The organism is Candidatus Micrarchaeum sp., from assembly GCF_016806735.1.
Classification (GTDB): Archaea; Micrarchaeota; Micrarchaeia; order Micrarchaeales; family Micrarchaeaceae; genus Micrarchaeum_A; species Micrarchaeum_A acidiphilum_A.
The window spans coordinates 793,700-815,916 of the sequence record NZ_CP060530.1 but is presented as its reverse complement, the minus strand read 5'-3'; the positions used below and the strand labels follow the sequence as shown (position 1 = coordinate 815,916).

The window sequence follows — 22,217 nt, the reverse complement described above, 5'->3', positions numbered from 1 at the left end:
AGTTTTGCAAAACGAAAAGAGATTAATGGCATTCGTCCTATACGCGGTAATTATAGCCGTTGCCTTGGCCTATGCATCGTACTTCTATGCGCCTCATAACGTCCAGCACCAGCAGCCAGTCGGTGCAATCAACTCAACATCCGGATACGCATATGCAGGCACTTCCGATTCCACTTTAAGCACATTAAGCATACCGATAATGACGCAATACAGCAATTGCGACGAATGCGGGACAGAGGTCAGCTGTCCAATAGGCGACTGCAAGGTCGAGCATTTCGACTGTCCTGGAACAACAAGCAGGGCCTTAGTATGTGTAACAACTACTACCTCAACTTCTACAACTACTGTAAAAACTACCTCGTCGTCAATAACAACAACGTCAACAACAACATCTACTTCCACAACTTCCACCTCGACAACTTCTACGTCTACAACAACCACATCCACAACAACGACTGCTTTTTATTCGTGCAATGAATGCCTTCCGTCAACTGTTGGAAGTTCTTGCCCGTCCAATTGCCAGTATCAGAGCAGCGGCCCAACCAACGGTTGTCCCTCGGGATACATCGCTTGCTCTCCCTCTTCAACGCCGCCCAAGATAGAGTGCGGCTTCCTTCCACCAAGCCTGGCAAAGAGCCTGGGCTCGAACGAGCCATGGTACTGCCCGATAAACCAATCGCTGTACCTATCCTGGCAGAAAGACATACCGATAGCATTCATAGTCGTTATGATAGCCTTCCTCATAGCAGGGGGCATATTCATGGTCGGAGCCGGAATCAAAAACAACAAGATACGCAACTTCGGCATAGGCGAACTATACGAAGCAGTGGCAAGTGCCATAATCGTAGCATTTTTCGTTTATCTTAGCGCCGTGATATTCGGCCTTATTCCCGGGGTTTTCGTCGGTGCGATAAATCCCTACGCTACTTCTCTGCATCTTATAACTACTACAATAAATTCGGCAGAGAACGTATACACCGGCCTGTTCCACGCCTACGACTACGACATGTACCTAAGCACCTTGTCCGTAGACTTAAGCGTGCCTGCTGTGCCGCAGCTCAACCTGACAGGCACTGTGGTAAAATATTCGCTGCTTCCGCTTGACATATATTTCATAGAGCCCACAGCGGTAGTTTCCGGCTTCATATACGACGGGATACTGGCGCTGTACGCCGAATACTATCTAATAGTATTTTTCGCAATTGCAGCCATACCCGTTTTCCTGATACCGGGAGTCATATTAAGGGTTCTGCTTCCAACGAGGTCGCTCGGAGGCATACTTATAGCCCTTGCCGCCGGATTCTATTTTGTAATGCCCCTCCTATTTGCGGTTGCCTTCTATTTCACTGCTCCGCATCTCGCTACACAGATGAACAACGTTGCGGCTTTGCTCAACAGGTACAGCGTAGGCAAAGGCGCAGTCAATAACGCTGTGACGCCTTCAAGCCCGCTCGTCATTACCCTTTCAGGCATAAGCAGCTCACTGAACAGCTTCTGGCTGCTGATACTGTTCTATCCTGCACTGATAAGCGCGGTCACGTACGCCTTCGTCGTGCAACTTGCGAATTTCATAGGCGGAGCCGCACGCATGAGCGGAAGGGCGCGCGCCAAGTTTATATAAGCAATGAAAATATGTACTGTGGATATATATAGGTAAATTTATTAACCTTTAAAGCAATATGGTAGTGATTCGATGGCAAGTTACGTGGGGATGTTCGTAGGTTTAATCCTGGCATCTGCGGTGTTAATGGGCATAGTGATGTTTGTCCCTTCTCTGCTGCTTCCCTCATACATAAAAATAATATTATTCTTTATCTCTCTCGTATTGGACGCAATGGCATTTACCTCCAGATATTACTCATACTTGATTGGTCCGCTGCTTAAACACAGAAAGAAGCACGTAATACTTAGCAACGAGAATCCATACTGGCTTGCCCAGTCTGGAGATACGATACTGCGCAAGTCCGGAGAAAATTTTATAGCTACTGTCTACATATCGATACCGTTGTACAGGTCAGCCACAGAAATGGAGGATGACGAAAAACTAGACTTTTCACAGCAAATAAGCAGGCTTGTCGGCCTCTCAAAAGATCCGGTAAGGTATACCTCGGAGCTCTACGTGATGAACAAGGACTCCTATATACAGAAGCTCAAGGAAAGGATAACGATGACTGAGAACGAGGAGGCAGACCTTCAGTCCAAGGACGCGCCGAAGAACGAACTGGACAGAGTCCGTGGCAAGCTGGCCATGTGGCGCAACATGCTGGACAGCATAGGCAAGGGCTTTTCCTTCGAGCTAAGCACCTATATGACAGTGTCTGCAACCGGTGTCAAGGAATATGAAGCATCGAGCCTGGCCCAGCAGAAAGCCAAGGAGCTGATGTCCGGAGTGGGATCCATATTCGGAGTCCCGCCTAGCATAATAACCGGTGCGGACTTGCTTAGGTTTGTCGAGCCCGAATACCTCCTGCCGATTTCGACGGTAACGGAACAGATAAGCAAAAACATACAGGAACAGGTAATATAATGGACGAAACAAAGCTCGTATTCCTCCTCTTTTCGCTTATAATAGTGCTTTTCGGATTCCTGGCATTGCATGAGCTCGGCAAGGGGATATTATACTACATAGGCGTGTTGCTATTGCTTATAACTACCCTTTTCATACTTGCGATGAACTGGATAGACGCGAAGCTTTTCTCTGCAATAACCTCAATACTTGGAATAACCTTCCAGCCTGCGAAGGATTACACGATCAACAAGCACCAGAACGCCGTTATAAAGGAAGTGAACGGCATATTCTACGCAACCGGCTATATCACCGCCAACCTCTTCGCCTATACTTTCAGGGAGGAATCCGCTCCGGAAGATGACGAGGAGAAGATGATAAGCGCGCCGGAGCTTTGGGAGCGCATAGTGATGAACATAAACTTCCCTTTCAAGTTCCATGTCCTTGCCTCAGGCCTTGACGTCCAGGGCATAAGGGACGAGCTCGAGGGCAAGCGCTCTTACCAGGAATTTCAGCTGTCGAGGGCAATGCAGAACAATTCGAACGAGGTCACGTTAACGGACATAAGAAGGAGAATGAACATGATACAGGCCAAGATAAACAGGATATCCCAGGGCGAGAAGCCAATAGCCACAGTCATGTACATAGAAACCACTGCGATAGGGGTAAGCGAGAAGGCCGCTCTTGACGCGCTTGACGCGCAGGTAAACCAATTAAGGCTGTCGTTCAGTTCTATGGACGTAGAAACCTCAAGGATAATCGGCCGCGAGCTTTATTCGCTTTTCAACTTCAATTTCTCGCTCCCCACGGGCATGAAGGAGCTTTCGACGATGTTCGATAACCAGAGCTGAGGTCGTAAAAATGAGCATACTGAAATTGCAGAATATAATGAGCAACGAGGTGGGCAAAAGGGCCTTCCTGTCGAGGCCGCCGGAGCCGCCGGCAAACATACTGATAAACGACCCGTTCCAGGCAATATTCATAGGCAACACCAAGCTTTTCAAGGTCCCGTTCAGCTGGTCGTTCACCAACCTTACAAATCCGCACATAGCGGTTGTGGGAATAACCGGAGCGGGAAAGAGCTACTTTGTCAAGACATTCCTGATAAGGGCCAGCTATATATGGAACACCAATGCCGTTATAATAGACTGGGCAGCAGAATACCGCGCCTGGGTCAAGCAGAGCGATGGCATAATAGTATCGCTGGGCAAGGGCGACTACCTAAACATAATGGACCTTTCCGGCATGAAGCCGCTGGACAGGGTCAAGCAGATACTTTCGTCATTCGAGATACTTACCGACATAGCCTCGTATCCGGAGCAGCGCAGGCTTACCGAGGAAGCAATAGAGCAATCGTACACCAATGCAGGCTTTGTTCTTGCCGAACCTGCGCCGGAGGACAAGGAAGCGCCAACGCTAAAGGACGCGATATCGATACTTGAAGAGCAGCTGCAGGAGGGCACCTACGAATATCCTGCCGAACTCGAAAATGCGATATACAGGCTAAGGCAGTTCGCACGAGAGGGAGAGGACTACTTCGCAAGGAAAAGCACTGTCAACCTCGAAAAGCTCGCGAACTCGGGGCTTGTCGACATAGACCTGTCTGGCCTTCCTGACGAGAGGTTCAGGGCTCTTGCCGCCCTTTTCATACTTCAGACGCTCAAGGAACGCATGCGCTTCGAGGGCTGGAACGAGGCAAAAGGGCTTAAGACCCTTGTCGTTCTCGACGAGGCATGGAAGATAGCGGGAGATGAGAAGAGCGACGCGGTCATGATAGTCAGGGAGGGCAGAAAATACCAGTTCGGCCTAATAGTGGCATCGCAGAATCCAACGGACATAAACGAAGCCATATTTTCCAACGTAGGCACAACTTTCATACTAAGGATAAGGTTCGAAAAGTTCCTCGATTACATACAGGGATCCATAAACTTCTCCGACTTCATACGCTCCGAGATAAGCAAGTTCGGCGTGGGCCAGGCTGCTGTCAACATGGCATTCCAGACATCGCTGCGCTTCCCGGAGATATTTGTGCTTGACAGGGTGCGCGGAGAGGAACCGTTATACGTGTACACGCTAGACATAACCGACATACTGACACAGAGCGAGCTTTCCGCCGGCATAATACAGAAGGACTACCAGTTCGAGGAGGAGGAGCTCAAGAACAAGTTCATAGAATACAACGTAAGCACAGAAGCCATAAATTCGATATTCAAGGTCCTCAACGACCAGAACAGGTCCTCAAAGATACTAGACTTCATACGCCTGCTTATGTCAAACGGCATAACTACCGAGGACGTAGTCCAGTTCCTCAAGAACCTGAGCATAGAGGACCTATTGATAACCAGAATAATGTCATCCGTGGGTGCTGTGAATGGCTAAGGACACATTTACGATAAGCAGGCAGGAGCTGAGGCGCATACTCACCATATACAAGGTGGACGAATCGAGCATGGCCAAGCTCTTCTCGGACATGGAGAAGGCCCACAGGCACATAAACGCAATAGCGTTTGCAGGCATGCTGGAGAAAATAAACCTGAAGAGGGACGCAATCGTAAACGTGCTCAGGAGGCTTGGCATGGACGACGTAACGATAAACAGCACCATAGACAGCATGGACGAGCAGAAGCTCCTTGCAGAATCCGGGAGGATTTTTGAGGCTACGATAAATTTTAGCTGATTATGATGAAAAAGGAGACAAGATGCATAATATGCGGAAAGGAGCTCAACGGGCTCGAAGTGAAAGACGACTATGTTATAAAATCGCTGCGCTGGTTCAAGCACAACGTTACGCACAATGAGAAGAACTACAGGCTAGTAGTATGCAAGGATTGCTACGTGAAATACAAGAAAGCCAGGGATTCGTACAACTCGAAAACCGTATCGTACCTGGCAATAGGGGTCATATTCGCGGCGCTGCTAATAATAACCGGGAGAAGCCTAGGCGCGGTTGCAGCCGGCATCGCAATAATAATATTGATGTACGCCCTGTCGCTGCTCAGCTACATGCCCGGGCTGAAGCAGCAGGGCAGGGGCGCATCCAAAAGCACAGGGCAACAAATATAAGAATAAACTTTTAATTTATGTTGTAGATAACCTAAAGGTCTTCCGATGGCTGAAACAGGATTGATAGAACCAAAAATAGCAGAGTTCTCGCTCAAGGCCACGCTAACTGGCGATTTCCCAAGCATAGCCCAAAGATTCTCCACCTTGCAGATGTTCTCCGTCAAGCTCGAGCAGGACAACAGCCTGGTTCTGCTGAGCGTGGAGAGCAGGGACATGCAGAAAAATCCTTTCCTTTTCTTCATAATAACGCTAAAGCCGGATTCCATAGATGTGCAGTATTCAATAGCCCTGGACACTAGCGAAAAGATGAGGAAGCTTTACGTGGTGAAGAACCTGCTCGGCGTGCTTTCGCTTATAACCGACCTGTACTATGCCGACCCTGCCGGATTATACCAGTACGTCGATTCCACAATAGATGATGTACTGGGCTCGCTCTCGCAGAATTACAGCGCCCTGTTCAACAACTACGATTCCCTATTCAACGAGTACAGGGAGCTCAAGCGCCTCAACATAGAGCTCACCGCTTCGAACAAGAACCTTACCGTTCAGGCCACGCAGGCAGTTTCGGAGAACAGGGAGCTAAAGGAAAGGCTGAAGCAGCTGGAGACCTATTCGGACGAATCGCTCATGGTGATGCTGGAGGACTGGATAGACGCGCACAACAGTACCATCGACATAATTGAATTCTCCAAATCTTACAAGATACCGGCGCCAAGGATAGAACAGATGCTCAACAAGATGGTCACCACGGGCTACATAGAACTCAAGGGTTAAACTATGAAATACATAGCCAGGGTCAACAAGCGTGTCAGGTACATAAGGGTCTACGGAATAGTGAAGAGGGTTGGCCCAAAGCAGAACTTCCTGTCGCGCCTTTTTACCAAGGCGCTTACCAAGAAAGAGGAAAAATGACGGTGCATCAACATTGGCAAATTTCAAAAAACTTGTGATAATCATTGCCGCAATATTCATCATTGCGATGGTAGCCAGCGGCCTATACCTATCCTCGGAGCTAAGCCACATAAAAATAACTCCACCTGCGCCGCCAGTGGTCCTGCCTACTTCGCTAAGCACGTATGTGAGCTACCAGGCCCTGCTTGACAGCAACGAATCGCAGTTTGTCATTCCATACGCGGAACTTTCGTATTCTACTTCCAACATTACAAAACTCTACGTAAACGTGTCCCTTCTCAAATCCAACTTCCCTGCAAAAGTGTACATGCTTAACGCATCGCAGTCAGGGTGTGTAAACTGCGGAGATTTCCAGGCTTTCGAGGACGTTGTGCAATCCGACCTTGCGCTCTACGGACTCACTTCCGAAGTCGGAAACCTAACTGTAATAAACGAATCAGATCTCCCAACAATTTCAAACAATTCCATCCTTATAATACCGAACGGGCTAATGCCGCAGGCAATGCTTAGCAATTACGGCTCGAGCAACATAACGCTGATGCACTACCTTCTTGACAGGGGGACTAGCGTAATATATATAGGGCAGGCATTCTCAAGGGTCGTGCTGCAGAACGGTGTGATAGTCCCTAATTCCCGCATACCCTCCTACATGTTTACAACGTCCTCGGTATCATCAAACAGCATATTCGCATTCAACAATCCTACATTTTCGTTTTCCGGCGGGCGCAGCTATGGCGACATATCATACGTCAATGCTTTCAATGGCAGCATAGTGGCGTTCTCTAATTACCTAAATTCTTGGCCGTCTCCATCATTGGCTTCGGAAGACATGGCAAAAGCAATTTCGAGCGCCTTCTGGCTTCCGCGCTACGCGCACGGATTGGAAACGATTGCGCTAAACGCATCCAGGACCGAGTCGGGCTCGGCCGGAATAGCAATGCCAAGCCCCAAGATAAATTATACTGTTCAGAATGTCGCAGCCCTTGAGTCGGGATGGCTTTACGCTGAAATATACACAAATTCCAGCTATGGCAATTCCGGCAAATCAATATACAGGTACATAAGCGAGCCATCAAGCTACATAAGCAGCGGCACGGTTTCGCTGCCTTCTACTATTGTACTCGGAAGCTCCCAGTCGATAACGATGCAGATATATACGCATTCGAGCGTTCCGATACAGATACAGCCCCATCTTTCAATATACACTGAGAACATGGTCAAGGTTTCAACCATACCTTTGTCCTCCATATCCGCAACCGGAAATTTCACCTTTGTAAAGCTAATAAAATCGTCATTTGTCCCGGGCAGCTATATAATCCAGCTCAAGGGCTTTTCCGACAACCTCTATGCCAGCGCGCTCTTCGGAGTGCCTCCGGTAAACGTTACTGAGGTATATTCCAACTACACGTCAAATTCATTCAGGTTCTACATAAGCTCCGACGGCGCTCCGCTGACAGGGCTCGACTATACAATGACGCTTAACGGCAAATACCCTCTGAACGGCACGCTGACAAACGGCACGATACTTTATTCGCTTCCTAAGGGAATAGGCGAGCAGTTCGGAACGCTGAATTTCACGGCAAAGATACTCTCGCAGAAATTCTCCTACGTGGCAAGCAATCCCGCTCCGGTCATAAAGATAACTTCGAAGGACATAGCGCTGATAGTTGCGATAGTGCTGATGCTCCTCATGGTAACGATGGTGAGGTCGCCGAACAGGGACGATTTCTTCATAGACGTGCCGCACATGCCGAAACAGCAGCGCACATTTATAACCCTCAATGCACAAGACGTGATGCTTGTTTTCCAGAAGCTCAACACGTATTACCACTGGCGCTATATGCCTCTGTCGATAAGCGAGTTCAAGCTCGCCATAGCCAGCAACATAAGGTACAACGGGATTCCGGTCAACCTTACCCCTTCAAACGTCGAAGTGCTTCTAGACCAGCTGATTGCAAACGGGCTCGTCATATCGGCTGATGACCTGTATGCGCCAAAGGGCTGGATAGACGAGAGCAAGCACGACATAGAATACCTTGCGGTGTTCAAGAAGCTCAGGATATACATGGTGACCCATGCCTACGTGTTCACCGATCTCGACACTAGCCAGACCGCAGACATGAACGTGGTCGTTGGCGGAGAGAGGCACAACGTAGTGATATACGCTCCTTCAAGCAAGTTCAAGAACATACCCGTAAGCGCCAATTCCAAGACATTCATAGCGTTCATGAACGACGACAGGCTCGAAGACTTCAAGGACCGCTTATATTCGATTTCCGATGCGGGTGCGGAGCAGCTCAAGCTCTACATATCGGCAGGATACGTAAAACTGATATCGATGGAGAATCCGGCAAACATATTCGACTGATAAAGTGTTATTCGTTTTCGCCTTTTTCTTCTTCCGATGAACTCTCGACTATTTCAAGCGTACTCTCGTCCTCGTCTTTTGTTTCCTCTTCCTCTTTTACTTTCGGGTAATGCTCGGTAACCAGCTCTTCAAGCTTGCCGCGTATTACTGCTTTGTCGGTTCCGGTAAGGCTTCCCAAATCTTTCGAAAGCTGCGAAACGTATCTCATTATGGTCTTGTACTTGTTTTTCTCAACGTTTACCTGCTGCTTCCCGTGCATGTATCTCTGTATGTTCCTGGCAGCCTCTTGCAGCGCAAGCTTTATCTCGTCTATTATCTCGTCTTCCTGGGCTATGGCCTCTTTCCCGACTCCGGAATAAGGCACGTACACCGAAGATATGTTCACCAGTACGCTCACCGGCTGGTTGTCCATGTCTATGCCGTAGCGCTTCCACTGTATGTCCCTTACTGCCTGGGTTATGGCGCAGCTTCCGGTATCGAAAAGCAGAGGCACCTTGTTTGCAAATCTAAGTATGCTTCCCGTATACTCTTCGTTTCCGACCTTTTTTCCTGAGCCTCCTCCGTAGGAGATTGCCGCTTCGACAATGAACGGTATGCCTCCCTTGAAAACCTGGGGCTTCCTTTCTATTACGTGCATGTATTCCGGGTTAAGTATGCTGCGCACTGCCAGCCTGACCCTATCTGCGCCTATGGGTCTTATCACGCTTGCGTCGGGAGCCAGCCATTTCACCTGCTTGAACGCCTTTACGAGCTCCTCCGAATCGTTCCAGGTCATTTCCTTTGGCTTTTTTGAGAAATCAACGCCGGTGGCAATCTCCTTCAGCTCCTTTACCTTTCCCTGGCTGACTCTGGAAAAGCTTGCCATGAGGAAAGAGGCTACGCTGCTTTCCTGGCTCTTCTTTGCGAAGTCGAGAATGTCCATTATCGAGAGCCCAAGCGGGTGCGGAAGTGTCTGTTTCGGCAATTCCGGAACCGCATCCGAGGATCTGACGAAAGTATACTCCTTGCCTTCGGGGTCCCTGAACCTTATCTGCGCATGCGGATTTGCCAACGCCGTCCTCTTCAGGTATTCGTATACCCCGTGCTCGCTGTTCTCATATTTTACCTCGGCGAATTCTGCCCTTATGATGGTCCCTGTTATTCCTTCGGGGTTTTCAAGCTCTTTGGTTTCGGTTATTACCGGCTTGTTTCCCATCGTGTCTATGGCTATGCTGCACGAGTAAGCCTCGCCATCCTTGGTGAAAGCCCTCATGCCCACCGGCTTTCCAGTTGTTATCTGCGAAAAAAGCGTGCATCCTGCGGCTCCTATTCCCTGCTGTCCCCTCTGCTGTATGTACCTGTGGAATTTCGTCCCCGCAAGTATGGTCGCAAGGGCCTTGCCCGCGAACTTTTTGGGTATTCCCGGCCCGTTGTCGCCCACCTCCACTATATATCTGTTCTCGCCGCTTTGCGATATCGAAACGCTTATGTCGGGAAGAATCCCAGCTTCTTCGCAGGCGTCCAGCGAATTGGTCACATATTCGTGCACTACCGTTACAAGGGATCTCACCAATCCCGCGTAGCCAAGCATCTGCTTGTTCTTCTTGAAGAACTCCGCTATCGAATGCTCCTTGAACTCTTTGAATATCTCATTGGCTTTTCTTTCCGCCATGCAAGCACCTAAAATTTGACTAAGACCTGTGTTTCCTGTGCGAGGCTTCCATCTTGGTGTAAGCCAGCCTGTGCGAGCTGCCCTTCATTATTGTGCGTGCTGCAGCTTCGGCCTCTTCTATCGCTTCCGAGCTGCCTATGAAGCTTACCGTATCTCCGTATACCGCGATCATGGCCCCGCTGACGCTCTCCATATACCTTTTGGCTTTTCCATCGCTGCCTATGAGCCTTGATTTCATTTTCCTTATCCTGTTCTTGTTTCCGGTTATGTCACGCATGCTTATGCTCGAAAAGTAATACCCGTCCTTTAGCAGCAGTTCAGCAATCCTCATGCCGAATCCCCTGCCGTAAGCCTGGATTACTCCTCTGGCAGTGAACTCGCCGTAGCCATCTCCTTCTATCCTTATGCAGTTGGGCTCCTCCAAGCTTATCTTGCAATTGCACAGCTCGCCCAGCCTTTTAAGCATTCCTGGTTTCTGCCTGAGCATCTTGCTCCTCTCCTGCGGTATGTATATCTCTTCCATAAATTCACTCTAAGCGGTTAGGGTCGCACTAGCTACTGCGATTTTAAGATTTATAAGGTTTGCCGCTTGGCTTTATCAAAACATGGGCTCGAGCAGGCAATGTCCATTGCAAATGCCTTTCCTGCGCACCTTTTCAGACATACCAACATTTTAAATACTTCACACACTAGAAATTGTATAAAGAAACGTTGTAGATATTTACTATATATAGCAATATTTACAAATCGATTACACAAGAAAATGTTGTGATATATTTGGGAAAAGCGCAATCCGCACTGGAATACCTCATAACATACGGCTGGGCAATACTAATTATTGCAGTGGTCATATCCCTGCTTTACCTGTACGTCGCAGTCCCAAAGATAATAGTTCCATCAACATGCAGCTTTCTCACAGGCGCAGTATGCCAGGACATGATTTTCGGCACAAATGCCACAACCCATGCAACCACCATGGGCCTCTTCATAACCAACTCCCGGAAATATCCCATATACGATCCTGAACTTTATGCCAGCGTAAATGGAAAAAACACGACTGCCGTGCAATGCAAACCCTCTTTCGTTCTTCCCGGAGGTTCTGTCATATGTGTGCTAGAGATCCCAGGCGTATCCTCTACACTAGGGCAGTTCTTCTCCGGAAGCATATATCTTAATGCATCATATTGCGGCCTTGCCCCTAAACCATCTTCTCCCTCTTCGTGCTCTACAGTCCCTAAGGAGACTTACAAAGGCATCTACAGCGCGCACGCTGAGCCTCTCGTTTCACCAAGTTACACGCTTTCGCTTTCGGTAGTCAATTCAACCAACCCTGCCAACAACGCAAAAGACGAACTAATTGCAAGGGTTGACCTTCTGGGATATCCGCAGAGCGGCGCAACAGTGAACTTGACTGCAACATTTACAAAGAACGGGACAAATGCTGTTCCACCTTATTCGCTGCAGAGCCAGTTCGTAACAACTGGAACCAACGGCCAGGCGATTGACTACATTTGGGGTACAACAGTTTCGAATGTTACGGTAAATGCCAATTATGCAGGCCTTAATGCGACAAAAACAATAAATTTCGTTGCAGTAGTCCCGATATTCTTCAACATATCAAACATACCGACGTCGCTGCAAAGCAATCCTTCAGGCATTGCAACCATAGACGGCGTTTCATATTCATATTCGCAGCTCACAAAGAAGCCAACGAATTTCGACTGGGGCTGCAACACTACGCACACGTACAGCTTTGACCCAATAATATACAACTCATCCGGAACCAGATTCGTTTTCAAGAGCGTAACCATAGACGGGTTCACTTCCGACAGCAATTCAGGCAGCGCAACGGTGTCGACCTGCAAAAGCCAGAACGTCACCGTATCTTATGCAGAACAATATGAGCTTTATGACATCGCTTCGCCTTCCATAGGGGGAACAGTTTCTCCTGCTACTTCATGGTACGCACCATCCAGCAGCGTTACCATATCAGAAACGCCAAACACTACAGGGCATTACGTTTTCATAGATTGGACGTGCACGGGCACAGGATGCTATTCCGGAACTGCAACATCCACTTCGGTAACGCTTAACAATCCGATAAATGAAACTGCAGTATTCCAGAGCACTACTACCTCTACATCAACAACATCGACATCAACAACAACTTCAACCACATCAACGAGTACAACCACATCAACAACGTCCACATCCACAAGCACAACATCAACATCTACTACGACGTCAACGAGCACTACGACATCGACATCTACGACTTCGACATCAACAACCTCAACGTCCACAACAACGTCGACAACATCCACCAGCACCAGCACAACATCGACATCGACAACCACTTCTACTTCGACAACAACATCGACCTCTACTACAACATCGACTTCGACAACAACTTCAACATCTACAACCACAAGCTCCAGCACAATACCGTTCTACGGAACATGTACTACTAACAGCAGCAGCGCCACGACATTCAGTCCGTCATGTAGCAATAACAACGGTGTTTTCAGCGAATGCGTTGCTGCAATATACCAATCAATGTCAAGCGTAGATTGGAACATAAATTCAGAAGGAGGTGGAACATGCCAGTACTGCTCCACAAATATAGGGTACATTACAAATGGCAACGCATGCAGCGCAACGGCCGATTCATCATCATCCGGTGCAATTGCAATAGGTGGGAACCCTGCCACAAATTATCAGCTGTGGGCAACAAACGGATCAAATTACAATAGCGGCGTTCAACCTGTGTTCTGGGTAAACCACGGCTCAATACCAAGTTCGCTGGTGATTCTTACTTACGCAACTTCAGGAGGACAGGAAGGCATACTTAATTCAACCACCGAGCCTGGCACTTCAGCCATAATGTATGATGGTGGTTCATTCCCAACATATGGTTGCAGCGTTACAGAGAACCTGGAGCAGACTACTCCGTTGTTCTCTTCAACCCACTACAACGACGTTTATATACTGGCATGTGGCAACATACCTTACGACGGAACCGGCGGCTGGATTGGCCCAGAGCTGATGACTGGAAGCTCAACGAGCTTCAGCTATGCAGTCTACGTATTCAATCCAGATTCCACATATACATTCAACAAGAATAGTTAGGCATGATATCATGACTGAATTAAATGCAGAACAGGACGCCAAAGGTGCGATACTTGCTCAAGAGCCCGCTAACAATAACTACAATAATACTGCCATAAAAAGGGGCAGGAAATCAACAATAGCGCTGGGCATAATAATCGTAATTATACTAGCAGGCATAATAATCACATTGCATTCCTATGTGCCGCATAATGCGTCTACATCAACGATCAGTACTATATCTGTGGCAAATAATTCAACAACTCCGACAAGTCCGAGAATCGGTAAAATCTTTGAGCCGGTTACCTATTTGGCTGCCAATGCCTTCATAAGTAACTATAGCTTCAGCTCGCCACTCAAATACTCATTCAGGACCGTTTTCAAGCCATATTCCACAAACGCAAACTGCACTGGCCTGGAAGGCATACTCGGATATATGCAAAATCAGACAATGATATCCACTGCATATAATCTGTCCAAATTGAACAGGGCCCAGCCGATTGCGGAATACGCTGCCGTGGAGGGCATAAATCCATCAAATGCAGCAGGTTATAACGCTTTGTTCGAATCCAACGGAGGTTTTTGCAGGCCATCTATGTCTTTGGTAATGTCTGAATCCTCTGTTTCGAAATCTAAATATACCCATGACAATATTACTGTGTACTTCTTCGGAATTTCAAACATGAGTGCAAATGCCACTGAACAGTTCGGCAGTTATCTCGGCCCAAAACCAAACATGACCGTGTATATGGCCGAAGCCATGTATGGCAACTATATAATAAAGGCTACCAGCGCCGGCTTCAGTCCAGATGTTGGTGCGCTAAATCTTATCTCCTATACTAAGAATGTAGAAAACGCAACCATAAACGCGTTCGAGAGCTATATAGCGGACCATCCAAACGCTACGGGATAAAACACGAGCAGGCCCCATTGCCAAAACAATGGCGTTTTACTGGGTAAAAAGTTAAAGCCTAAATATATAAAAAATCCAATTTTTATACATAAAATTCCAGGGCCAAGGCAAAATCAAGGTTCTGTAGAAGCGCGTATGTTGCAACTTGCAAAATCTGTAAAAAAGTAAAGTTTTGTTGCGATACCCTTTAAAAGGCTTTTGTGCGCTTAAAAACTATAGATTTAGGTGAATGAATGGACGTATTGGGAAGTGGCGATAACATAGGAGAAATGTCAGCACAGAGCGCTAGTGAAGTTTCTGTGCAGCTGGATCTGGAGAAGACCATGGAAGAAGAAACTGTGGACCAGAACCTTATCTCCAACATAAACAACGTGAGGCCAGAGACTGCGGACAGCACTGACGCGCAGGCAAAGGTGGACCCTATCCTGGCGCCTTATCATAGGACAATAGAAGAAATAGAAAAGATGCCGGTAATAGAAACTACAAAGACAGTATGCCCTGAGTGCAAGCTCATAATAGACGGAACAATATACAAGGACGGCGACAACGTCATGATAAGGAAGAACTGCCCTGAGCATGGCTGGACCATAGAGAAATACTGGGAAGACTATGACATGTACATGAAGATGCGCAGGTACAATTACTACGGCAGGGGATTCGACAACCCAAACTACATAACTGAAACGAAAGGGGCAAACTGCCCGTTCGACTGCGGAATGTGCGAAAGGCACAAATCACACACTGGATTGGCAAACGTCGTAGTGACTAACAGGTGCCACCTTTCGTGCTGGTACTGCTTCTTCTATGCCAAGGAGGGAGAGGCCATATACGAGCCGAGCCTTCCGGAGATAGAAAAGATATTCAACAACTTGAGGAACCAGAAGCCGATACCGGCCAACGCCATACAGATAACAGGTGGAGAGCCTACCATGCACCCCCACATAGTGGAAATAATACAGATGGCAAAGAAGGCCGGCTTCGACCAGATACAGCTCAACACAACTGGCATAAACCTTGCTCTGAACCCGGACCTCGGGCCTAAGCTTAGGCACGCTGGAGTGAGCACGCTATACATGAGCTACGACGGAGTGAGCAAGAGGGCCAATCCTAAGAACCACTGGGAGATACCTGCAACGCTAGATGCTGCTAGAAAGGCAGGGATAAACATAGTGCTGGTTCCAACGGTCATAAGGACAGTAAACGACCATGAGCTCGGAGCAATGATAAACTTCGCACTGAACAACTCAGACATAATAAGGGCAGTCAACTTCCAGCCTGTTTCGCTGGTAGGAAGGATGCCTTCAAGGCTGAGGGAGAAGCAGCGCATTTCGATACCGGGAGCGATAAAGCTAATCGAGCAGCAGACAAACGGAGTTGTATCAAAAGAGGACTGGTTCTCGGTCCCTTACATAGGCGGGATAAACAAGTTCATAGAAGCCTTGACAGGGGAATACAAGTACGACATGTCAATACACTTCGCATGCGGCGCGGGCACATACGTGTTCCTGGACAGCGACAACAAGATAATACCTATAACAAGATTCGTCGATGCCGCAGGGCTTATCGAGCACCTGCAGAGAACCGTGGACGAAATGGAAGGCAAGAGCAAGCTGGAGCGCAAGATGATTGCCGTCAAGGCACTGCTTGGCTTCAACAAGTTCATTGACAAATCCAAGCAGCCAAAGAGCGTGAACTTCTCTAAGCTGCTCATGTCAGTGCTCATGAAGCACGATTTCGCCACAATGGGCAAGTTCCAGATGAAGTCGATATTCCTCGGAATGATGCACTTCCAGGACGAGTACACCTACGACATACACAGGGTGGAAAAGTGCGACATACACTATGCGATGCCTGATGGAGAAGTCCTGCCTTTCTGCACGTTCAACGTGTTCCCTGAAGTATACAGGGACAAGGTGCAGAAGCAGTACAGCATACCTTCGAAGGAATGGCAGCAGACGCACAGCGACTGGAACTACTCAAAGGACAAGTATGTCAGGAACATAAAGCAGCTTGAAGCCACTCCTGCGTACCGCAAGACGTACGGGCAGATGATAGACTACTTCGCCCTGCCTGTCAACGGAGGCAAGCCAGTAGCAAACTTCGCAAACGAGGCATTCAGCTGAATGCCTTATTTTTTTGTTTAATCTTTTGTTTTCAGCCCGCTCATGATGCGGGCATATAAAACCTTATGAAAAATGGTGCAGCACAATGGACAAGTCAGAGAAGCAGCCAAAGATGAGCGAGTATCAGCAGGACCTCATAAACAACGCCAATATAGACGACGAGAAGATAAAAAAGCAGTACATAGTGGAGAACGGCAACCTCTACAGGGTTCCGTACAGGATTGTGGCCAAGGTAGTGTTCAGCAACGTAGACAAGGCTTACTTCAAGGATCCGGAGCACGCTGCAAGGCTGCAGTACAGGCTTATGCTCAACGACGCAATACTCAAGGCCAGGGTGCATTACATAAGGGGCAATATAACCATAATATACAATCCCCCAAATGCCGACAACCTGAAGGAGAAAATAAGCATAGACGAGATAATAAAATTCCTGGACAGCGAAGGGGTCAAGGTTAGCAGGGACCACATGGTAAACGAGGATTACGATTATTACAAAAATTTCTATTCCTACGCTTTCAATTCCCCGTCAATAAGGGAGCACGCTCCATACGGCTATACCATACAGGAATGGAAGAAGATGAAGCCGCAGTGGGAGAAAAAGAAGGCAGAATACAAGCTCAAGAACGAGGAGAAATTCCACAACTTCCAAATGCAGTACCTAAAGGAACATCCTGAGCTGGCAAAGGAGTACGGCATAGAAATAAAGGAGGAGAAGCTTACTATAAAGGACAAGCTTTTCGGCAGAAAGAAGAAGTGAAGCCGCTTTCCTTCGCTGTGCCTGCGTATGCGGCAAACACTCTTGCGATCAACTAGCAAATAAGCGCGAACTTTTTCTTTTCAGTCGGGCTTCGTAGTGGCTATTATTCCGTCTATGACTCCGTTTACTCCTACTCCTCCGCTGCTCCTCACCACTATCCTATGGCTGAGAACTGGCCTTGCAAGGTACTTTATGTCGTCTATCGAAACCTCGTTTCTTCCTTCTATAAGCGCTTTGGCCTTTCCGCAGCTCATGAAGCTTATCTCGGACCTTGGGCTTCCGCCCATGACTACGTGTATGTCCTTCCTGGTAGCATTGACCACTTTTGTTATGTAGTTTATTACGTTGTCGGGGACCTTTACGCCTTTGGCAAGCTTCTGCAGCTCAAGTATGTCTTCTATCCCCATTACCCTTTTTACGGTTATGTTTTCCTCAGACTCCTTTATCCTGAGCATCTGCTGCTCTGCCTCTATCGAAGCGTAATCGACGGCTATGCGCATGAGGAACCTGTCGGCCAAAACCTTCGGGAGCATTGTAGTGCCCTCTATGTTAAGCGGGTTCTGAGTTGCGAGCGCTATGAACGGCTTCTCCAACGGCATGGTCTCATTTCCAAGGGTTACCTGCCTTTCTTCCAGTGCCTCGAGCAAAGCCGTGGTTGTCTTGGGCGGCGCCCTGTTGAGCTCGTCTATGAGCAGCATGTTGGTGAATATTGGCCCCTTCTTGAGCTCAACGTTTTTGGTCTTGTCATCCAGATATGCGTATCCTACTATGTCCTTGAATTCCAGGTCCGGCGTTCCCTGAATCCTTCCGAAATCGGCCTGTATTGCGTCGCATACGGCTTTTGACATTGTCGTCTTTGCCACTCCGGGGACTCCCTCAAGGAGAACGTGGCCGTTTGCCACTATGGCTATGAAAATGAGCTTTATTATTGCGTCGTTGCCTGCCACCTTCTTCCTGACCTCGGCAAGCACCGCGTCGAACTGGGCTTTGGCATCCACCATTATAAATCATCCTAAACGATTTTGGCTCAGTAAATTCAGCCATATTGGTTTCAACAAAAAGGTATATAAACATGCTAAGGGAATATGAAAGCATGGCGCTACGCACGGTAAGTGAAATGCCATGGGTTAGAGCCTATGCTCAGCGGTTTTTTAGTAACCTATTTATTACTTTCTGTGTAAATATAATACTGCCCGTAGCTAGGTATAGTGCTGCTTGTTGGTGAGCCATTGGTTTTTGGAGAAGACTTATTAGTAAAACATGAGCTGTTGAGCGAAAGCGAGGCGAAAGCCGTAGCAAAGAAATTCGGCACCGCACTCGATAAATTCCCTAAGATATCGATATCCGATCCTCAGGCGAAGAAGCTCAATGCACAGCCGGGAGACCTCATAGCGATACACCGCGAGGACCCGAACAGCAGCTACATCTATTACCGCTACGTGACCAAGGAGGTCTGAAGTTTGTAAAAGCCCGCCCCAAAAGGGCGTGCCCTAAGTGGTAAAATGAGCGCAACACACGAGGTAATGGAATCATATCTGAAAACTACTTCTATCTCACAGCAGCAGATAGACAGCTACAACAGGTTCATAACTACAGGCTTGAACAAGATAGTGGAGGCGCAGAGCCTCATAGAGCCTGACGTATCCAATTTCGCAATAAAGCTCGGGAGCATAAGGCTTGAGCAGCCCATAATAATAGAATCGGACAGCTCCACCAAGAGAATTCTCCCCAACGAAGCATTGGCCAGGAACCTCACATATGCGGCTCCCATGTACCTCACTTACGTGCCTGTGATAAGCGGCATAGAGAAGGCCGACGCAATGGGCGAGGCTTATGTGGGCGAGCTCCCGGTGATGGTAAAGAGCAACCTATGCTACACAAAGAACATGACTGAGCAGCAGCTCGTGAAGGAGGGCGAGGACCCGGACGACCCAGGAGGCTATTTCATAATAAAGGGCACGGAGCGCGTTCTCGTAGGCATAGAGGACCTTGCGCCCAACAGGATGATAACGACAAAGGAGAAAGTGGGCATAGTGGTCAAGGTTTTCTCTACCACTGTCAACTTTAGGGCCCGCTGCAGCATAACCAGAGACGACTACGGCATGTACACGGTTCTGTTCCCGACGCTGAACAAGGGCATAAGCCTTTCGCTCATACTAAGGTCGCTTGGAATGGACCAGAAGTCGGTTCTGGCTCTTACCGAGGACAATTTTGCACGCAACGACCTGATGCTGAACATGGAAGTAGGAAAGAACTACATGGAGATGCAGCCGAAAGATGCCATAATAGAGCTGGGCAGGATAACGGCGCCAAACCAGGCTATGGCCTATCAGGAAAAGAGAGCAGAGACACAGCTGGATACATACATACTGCCGCATCTCGGCACGTCTCCGGAAGTCAGGAAGGAAAAAGCGGCGTATCTGATAAGGATGGCGTCGCGCACGTCAATGGTGGCGAACGGCACGGTCAAGCCTGACGACAAGGACCACTACGCCAACAAGCGCGTGAAGCTTGCCGGGGACCTTTTGGAGGAGCTTTTCAACACTGCCTTCAAGGCGTTCATAAAGGACATAAAGTACCACGTCGAAAGGACTACCGCCAGAGGACGCAGGCTTACGGTAAAGACCAACATAAACCCAGATACGCTTACAGAAAAGATACTTTATTCCATGAGCACCGGCTCATGGCCAGCAGGGCAAACCGGGGTATCGCAGGTTCTCGACAGAGTCAACTACATGAGCTCCGTGGCGCACCTGCGCAGGGTCAAGTCTCCGCTGGCAAAGAAGCACCCCCACCTGAAAGCGAGGGACGTACACGGCACACACATAGGCAAGATATGCCCGAGCGAAACGCCCGAAGGAACTGAGGTAGGGCTTACAAGGTATCTTGCTCTCATGTCAAAGGTAACCGTTGGCGCCGAACATTCGATGCTGGAAAAGAAGCTAAAGGAGCTAAAGCTCATAAAATAACGTTTTGGTGATGTTTTGTCTGAAGAGAAATGCAGAGTATATCTTGACGGAAGGGAAATAGGAACAGTGGCAGACGGAAAGGAGTTCGCCGCTGAGATAAGGTCAAACAGAAGGAAGGGCCTGATATCCGGAGAGATAAACGTAGCCTACATTAAGAGCATAAACGAAGTCCACATAAATGCCGACAAGGGAAGGGTAAGGAAGCCATACATAATCGTAGAAGACGGGCAGTCTAAGCTTACTCCAGATATAATGGAGAAGCTCAAGGCCGGAGAAATAGACTTCAACTTCCTTGTAAGGAGGGGCATAATAGAATACCTGGATGCCGAAGAGGAAGAGAACATACTGGCTGCCATGGACCCTTCGGAAATAACAAAGAAAACCACCCATCTCGAAGCGGATCCCGCATCGTTCTTCGGGCTTACGGTAAACAACAGCGTATTCCCGGAATTCAACAGCATGGGAAGGCACCCGATAGCATGGAACTTCATGAAGCAAGCCCAGGGGCTATATACTACAAACTTCAACAGCAGGTATGATGCAAGGGCATTCCTGCTTTACTATCCACAGGTTCCGATAGTCAACAGCGTTACGTACAGGACCTTGAACATGAAGAGGCACGCCAACGGGCAGAACTTCGTGGTTGCGCTTTCAACCTATTACGGCTACAACATGCAGGATGCAGTAGTGCTCAACAAGGCTGCAGTTGACAGGGGCCTGGGGAGGAGCGTATTCTACAGGTCGTACATGGACGAGGAGCGCAGATATCCCGGAGGCCAGCAGGACAGCTTCAAGCTGCCTCCGCCTACGATAGAAGGCTACAAGGGAGAGCACGCATATTCAAAGCTTGGGGAAGACGGCATAGTTGAGCCGGAGCTTGAAGTCAACGAGGGCGAAGTAATAATAGGAAAGGTATCGCCGCCAAGGTTCCTCGAGGAGCAGACAAGCTTTGGAGTCGGCGAAGAGCGCAGCAGGGACAACTCCGTGACGCTGCGTTCCGGGGAAACCGGAGCTGTAGACAGCGTGATGTTCAGCGAGACTACCGGTGCTACAAGGATAATAAAGGTAAGGATAAGGAGCATAAAGGTGCCGGAAGTCGGCGACAAGTTTGCAAGCAGGCAGAGCCAGAAGGGAGTAACCGCGCTCATAGTGCCGCAGGAAGATATGCCTTACACCAAGGAGGGAATAGTTCCGGATTTGCTTCTCAACCCAATAGGATTGCCTAACAGGATGACTTACGGGCACATACTCGAGATGCTCGGCGCCAAGGCGGCATCGCTTGACGGCAAAACCGTGGACGGAACCCCGTTCTCAAGGCACGGAAAAGAGGTCATAGACGATTATGCGGGAACACTTGAAAAGTACGGCTTCGAAAAGTTCGGAGACGAGGTTTTCTACGACGGAAGGACCGGCAAGAAGTTCTCCGCCACGCTGTTCAACGGAGTGGTATATTATCACAGGCTGTGGCACATGGTGAGCCTCAAGCTTCAGGTCAGGAGCAGGGGCCCTGTGCAGATACTTACGAGGCAGCCTACGGAAGGAAAGCCAAGGAAGGGAGGCCTCAAGTTCGGAGAGATGGAACGCGACGCACTGGTCGGGCACGGCGCAAGCCTGCTCATAAAGGAGCGCATGCTGGACCAGAGCGACAAGGCTCCGGTATGGATATGCAAGACCTGCGGGGACATAGGATACTACGATTACATAAAGAACACTCCGGTGTGCCCGACGTGCGGAGGCAACAAACTGGAGGAGGTTGAGATAAGCTACGCATTCAAGCTGCTGCTGGACGAGCTCAAGTCCATGCACATACTGGCTAGGCTTAGGCTCAAGAGCGACTGAGGTGTGCA

At 48.6% G+C, this 22,217-nt stretch carries 19 protein-coding genes; 16 read left to right on the top strand and 3 right to left on the bottom strand.

The features are described 5' to 3' along the window. The first annotated feature begins 4 nt into the window (after positions 1 to 4). The 9 genes from Micr_RS04350 to Micr_RS04315 all read left to right on the top strand — a co-directional run bounded on the left by Micr_RS04350 (position 5) and on the right by Micr_RS04315 (position 8,849). Positions 5 to 1,621, top strand: coding sequence for a hypothetical protein (locus tag Micr_RS04350; protein WP_203134455.1), 1,617 nt, complete (start codon positions 5 to 7; stop codon positions 1,619 to 1,621). A 72-nt stretch (positions 1,622 to 1,693) separates the two neighbouring features. After that, positions 1,694 to 2,527 carry a hypothetical protein gene (locus tag Micr_RS04345; protein ID WP_203134454.1) on the top strand — a complete coding sequence of 278 codons (834 nt, stop codon included), beginning with the start codon at positions 1,694 to 1,696 and terminating at the stop codon, positions 2,525 to 2,527. Then, positions 2,527 to 3,357 carry a hypothetical protein gene (locus Micr_RS04340; protein ID WP_203134453.1) on the top strand — a complete coding sequence of 277 codons (831 nt, stop codon included), beginning with the start codon at positions 2,527 to 2,529 and terminating at the stop codon, positions 3,355 to 3,357. The genes Micr_RS04345 and Micr_RS04340 overlap by 1 nt, the downstream gene beginning before the upstream one ends. Positions 3,358 to 3,367: 10 nt before the next feature. Then, positions 3,368 to 4,885, top strand: coding sequence for an ATP-binding protein (locus Micr_RS04335; protein WP_203134452.1), 1,518 nt, complete (start codon positions 3,368 to 3,370; stop codon positions 4,883 to 4,885). Beyond that, positions 4,878 to 5,183 carry a hypothetical protein gene (locus tag Micr_RS04330; RefSeq protein WP_203134451.1) on the top strand — a complete coding sequence of 102 codons (306 nt, stop codon included), beginning with the start codon at positions 4,878 to 4,880 and terminating at the stop codon, positions 5,181 to 5,183. Before Micr_RS04335 ends, Micr_RS04330 begins: the two co-directional genes overlap by 8 nt. A 2-nt stretch (positions 5,184 to 5,185) precedes the next feature. After that, a complete protein-coding gene (locus tag Micr_RS04325) occupies positions 5,186 to 5,569 on the top strand; it encodes a hypothetical protein (protein WP_203134450.1) in 384 nt (127 codons plus the stop codon). 45 nt (positions 5,570 to 5,614) lie between these two features. Then, complete coding sequence (locus Micr_RS04320; protein WP_203134449.1) at positions 5,615 to 6,343, top strand: cell division protein ZapB; 729 nt, start codon at positions 5,615 to 5,617, stop codon at positions 6,341 to 6,343. A 3-nt stretch (positions 6,344 to 6,346) separates the two neighbouring features. After that, entirely contained in the window at positions 6,347 to 6,481 is a 135-nt protein-coding gene (locus Micr_RS05315; protein ID WP_255520592.1) for a hypothetical protein, read from the top strand. Positions 6,482 to 6,494: 13 nt separating this feature from the next. Beyond that, positions 6,495 to 8,849, top strand: a complete 2,355-nt coding sequence (locus Micr_RS04315; protein WP_203134448.1) for a hypothetical protein — start codon at positions 6,495 to 6,497, stop codon at positions 8,847 to 8,849. 7 nt (positions 8,850 to 8,856) lie between these two features. Here Micr_RS04315 and top6B read toward each other — a convergent pair whose 3' ends face one another. After that, positions 8,857 to 10,500, bottom strand: a complete 1,644-nt coding sequence (gene top6B, locus Micr_RS04310; protein WP_203134447.1) for a DNA topoisomerase VI subunit B — start codon at positions 10,498 to 10,500, stop codon at positions 8,857 to 8,859. Positions 10,501 to 10,519: 19 nt separating this feature from the next. Then, positions 10,520 to 11,023: a hypothetical protein gene (locus Micr_RS04305; RefSeq protein ID WP_203134446.1), complete on the bottom strand. Its 504-nt coding sequence runs from the start codon at positions 11,021 to 11,023 to the stop codon at positions 10,520 to 10,522. A 254-nt stretch (positions 11,024 to 11,277) separates the two neighbouring features. On the opposite strand from Micr_RS04305, the gene Micr_RS04300 reads away from it, so the two are divergent. The 4 genes from Micr_RS04300 to Micr_RS04285 all read left to right on the top strand — a co-directional run bounded on the left by Micr_RS04300 (position 11,278) and on the right by Micr_RS04285 (position 17,401). Then, positions 11,278 to 13,629: a hypothetical protein gene (locus tag Micr_RS04300; protein ID WP_203134445.1), complete on the top strand. Its 2,352-nt coding sequence runs from the start codon at positions 11,278 to 11,280 to the stop codon at positions 13,627 to 13,629. 10 nt (positions 13,630 to 13,639) lie between these two features. Beyond that, positions 13,640 to 14,521 (top strand): hypothetical protein, encoded by an 882-nt coding sequence (locus tag Micr_RS04295; protein ID WP_203134444.1) that lies wholly within the window; start codon positions 13,640 to 13,642, stop codon positions 14,519 to 14,521. Between the two features lie 233 nt (positions 14,522 to 14,754). Further along, complete coding sequence (gene tes / locus Micr_RS04290) at positions 14,755 to 16,644, top strand: tetraether lipid synthase Tes (protein ID WP_226803551.1); 1,890 nt, start codon at positions 14,755 to 14,757, stop codon at positions 16,642 to 16,644. 85 nt (positions 16,645 to 16,729) lie between these two features. Then, positions 16,730 to 17,401: a hypothetical protein gene (locus tag Micr_RS04285; RefSeq protein WP_203134443.1), complete on the top strand. Its 672-nt coding sequence runs from the start codon at positions 16,730 to 16,732 to the stop codon at positions 17,399 to 17,401. Positions 17,402 to 17,481: 80 nt separating this feature from the next. Here the strand turns inward: Micr_RS04285 and Micr_RS04280 are convergent, their stop codons facing one another. Then, the gene (locus Micr_RS04280) at positions 17,482 to 18,402 is read right to left on the bottom strand and encodes an AAA family ATPase (protein WP_203134442.1); all 921 of its coding nucleotides are present in this window, start codon (positions 18,400 to 18,402) and stop codon (positions 17,482 to 17,484) included. 228 nt (positions 18,403 to 18,630) lie between these two features. Here Micr_RS04280 and Micr_RS04275 point away from each other — a divergent pair, with 228 nt between their 5' ends. The 3 genes from Micr_RS04275 to rpoB are packed head-to-tail and all read left to right on the top strand — an operon-like array spanning position 18,631 to position 22,209. Next, positions 18,631 to 18,858, top strand: coding sequence for a DNA-directed RNA polymerase subunit RpoH/Rpb5 C-terminal domain-containing protein (locus Micr_RS04275; protein ID WP_203134441.1), 228 nt, complete (start codon positions 18,631 to 18,633; stop codon positions 18,856 to 18,858). Positions 18,859 to 18,903: 45 nt separating this feature from the next. Next, positions 18,904 to 20,370 (top strand): DNA-directed RNA polymerase subunit B'', encoded by a 1,467-nt coding sequence (locus tag Micr_RS04270; protein WP_203134440.1) that lies wholly within the window; start codon positions 18,904 to 18,906, stop codon positions 20,368 to 20,370. Positions 20,371 to 20,385: 15 nt separating this feature from the next. Then, positions 20,386 to 22,209, top strand: a complete 1,824-nt coding sequence (gene rpoB / locus Micr_RS04265; protein WP_203134439.1) for a DNA-directed RNA polymerase subunit B — start codon at positions 20,386 to 20,388, stop codon at positions 22,207 to 22,209. Positions 22,210 to 22,217 lie beyond the last annotated feature (8 nt).

Coding starts and splice junctions, on each gene's coding strand:
- Micr_RS04345 (WP_203134454.1), top strand. CDS start 1,694: ATGGCAAGTTACGTGGGGATGTTCGTAGGTTTAATCCTGGCATCTGCG.
- Micr_RS04340 (WP_203134453.1), top strand. CDS start 2,527: ATGGACGAAACAAAGCTCGTATTCCTCCTCTTTTCGCTTATAATAGTG.
- Micr_RS04335 (WP_203134452.1), top strand. CDS start 3,368: ATGAGCATACTGAAATTGCAGAATATAATGAGCAACGAGGTGGGCAAA.
- Micr_RS04330 (WP_203134451.1), top strand. CDS start 4,878: ATGGCTAAGGACACATTTACGATAAGCAGGCAGGAGCTGAGGCGCATA.
- Micr_RS04325 (WP_203134450.1), top strand. CDS start 5,186: ATGATGAAAAAGGAGACAAGATGCATAATATGCGGAAAGGAGCTCAAC.
- Micr_RS04320 (WP_203134449.1), top strand. CDS start 5,615: ATGGCTGAAACAGGATTGATAGAACCAAAAATAGCAGAGTTCTCGCTC.
- Micr_RS05315 (WP_255520592.1), top strand. CDS start 6,347: ATGAAATACATAGCCAGGGTCAACAAGCGTGTCAGGTACATAAGGGTC.
- top6B (WP_203134447.1), bottom strand. CDS start 10,500: ATGGCGGAAAGAAAAGCCAATGAGATATTCAAAGAGTTCAAGGAGCAT.
- Micr_RS04305 (WP_203134446.1), bottom strand. CDS start 11,023: ATGGAAGAGATATACATACCGCAGGAGAGGAGCAAGATGCTCAGGCAG.
- Micr_RS04295 (WP_203134444.1), top strand. CDS start 13,640: ATGACTGAATTAAATGCAGAACAGGACGCCAAAGGTGCGATACTTGCT.
- tes (WP_226803551.1), top strand. CDS start 14,755: ATGGACGTATTGGGAAGTGGCGATAACATAGGAGAAATGTCAGCACAG.
- Micr_RS04285 (WP_203134443.1), top strand. CDS start 16,730: ATGGACAAGTCAGAGAAGCAGCCAAAGATGAGCGAGTATCAGCAGGAC.
- Micr_RS04280 (WP_203134442.1), bottom strand. CDS start 18,402: ATGGTGGATGCCAAAGCCCAGTTCGACGCGGTGCTTGCCGAGGTCAGG.
- Micr_RS04270 (WP_203134440.1), top strand. CDS start 18,904: ATGAGCGCAACACACGAGGTAATGGAATCATATCTGAAAACTACTTCT.